Source organism: Shewanella sp. GXUN23E, assembly GCF_050865035.1.
GTDB lineage: Bacteria > Pseudomonadota > Gammaproteobacteria > Enterobacterales > Shewanellaceae > Shewanella.
This window is the reverse complement of the sequence record NZ_JBOZWP010000047.1, coordinates 1-1,432: the sequence shown is the minus strand read 5'-3', so window position 1 is coordinate 1,432 and position 1,432 is coordinate 1. Positions and strand designations below refer to the sequence as shown.

Here is a 1,432-nt window from a genome sequence, read left to right as displayed (position 1 = left end):
AATCACCAGGCCGGTGCCACTGACCGGTGGGTCAATGGCCAGACTGAGGCCATTATCCAGCATGCTCTGGGTAACCGGACCGGAGAACAGCACGGTGCCGTCCTGATCTGTGATGGTCAGGGTATCACCGACTTCTGTGCCTGCGCCCAGAGTGATATTGATATCTATCTGACCGTCCAGCTCACCATCGTTAATGTAACCATCATTGTTGGTATCATCAGTGATGGTCACAGTTGGGCTGGCGGGGGCTCCGGAGCCTGAACCGTAACTGAGCAGAGCATTGTCTGAACCAGCCGCTGAGTGGCCGGCAGGAGTACTCACAGTCGCTGTAATCACCAGGTTGGTACCACTTACCGGAGGATTGATTGCCAGCTGCAGCCCATTGTCCAGCATGTCCTGAGTCACACGGCCGGAGAAGAGGACGTTGCCATCCTGATCAGTAATGACGAGGGTATCCGATGGATTGGTTCCTGCGCCCAAGGTGACCGTAAAGTTCACCAAGCCACTCAATTCGCCATCATTGATATAACCATCGTTGTTGGCGTCTTCGGTAATGACCACAACCGGTGCATCGGGTTTTGGCGGGTTACCGTTGAAGTCGAGAATTGCGCTGTCAGATCCTGTAACAGTATTGCCCGTTGTGTCAGACACAGTGGCTGTAATTGTCAGTGTACTGCCTGACGGTGGCGTATCGGTAACCAGATCCAGACCATTGTCCAGCATATCCTGAGTCACAGGGCCGCTGTACAGTACATTGCCATCCTGATCAGTGACCACGATGGTATCGCCTACTGCGGTATTGGCTCCCAAAGTAACACTGATATTGATTTGACCATCAAGCTCGGCATCGCTGATGGTGCCGTCGTTGTTGGCATCTTCGGTGATGACCACCGTTGGCGCTGCAGCCCCCTGATTCAACACTGCACTGTCGCTGCCGGAAGCGGTATTGCCCGCGGCATCAGAGACTGTTGCTGTCAGTGTAATCGCTGCGCCATCTGCCGGTGCGGTAACTGACAGTGACAAACCATTGGCCAGCATATCAGCGGTAACAACACCGCTGAACAGCACGGTGCCATCCTGATCTGTGATGCTGATGGTGTCGCCTGCGACGGTGCCTGCTCCCAATGTCACTGTGTAATTCACATCGCCGCTGAGTTCGTTGCCAGAGATGTAACCATCATTGTTGGCATCTTCGGTGATGACCACAGTCGGTGCGGCCGGGGCGCCGCTGCCGACGCCATAATCCAGCACTGCGCTGTCGCTGCCCGACGTGGTATTGCCCGCTGCATCAGAGACGGTGGCGGTAATCACCAGATTGGTGCCGCTCGCCGGTGGGTCGATGGCCAGAGTGAGGCCGTTGTCCAGCATCGCCTGGGTCACCGGGCCACTGAACAGTACGTTGCCGGCCTGGTCGGTGACGGTGAGGGTATCG

At 56.2% G+C, this 1,432-nt stretch carries 1 protein-coding gene; it reads right to left on the bottom strand.

The features are described 5' to 3' along the window. Positions 1–1,432 (bottom strand): beta strand repeat-containing protein (locus ACRRUX_RS20515; RefSeq protein ID WP_432534091.1); only part of this gene is annotated, 1,432 nt, incomplete at both ends.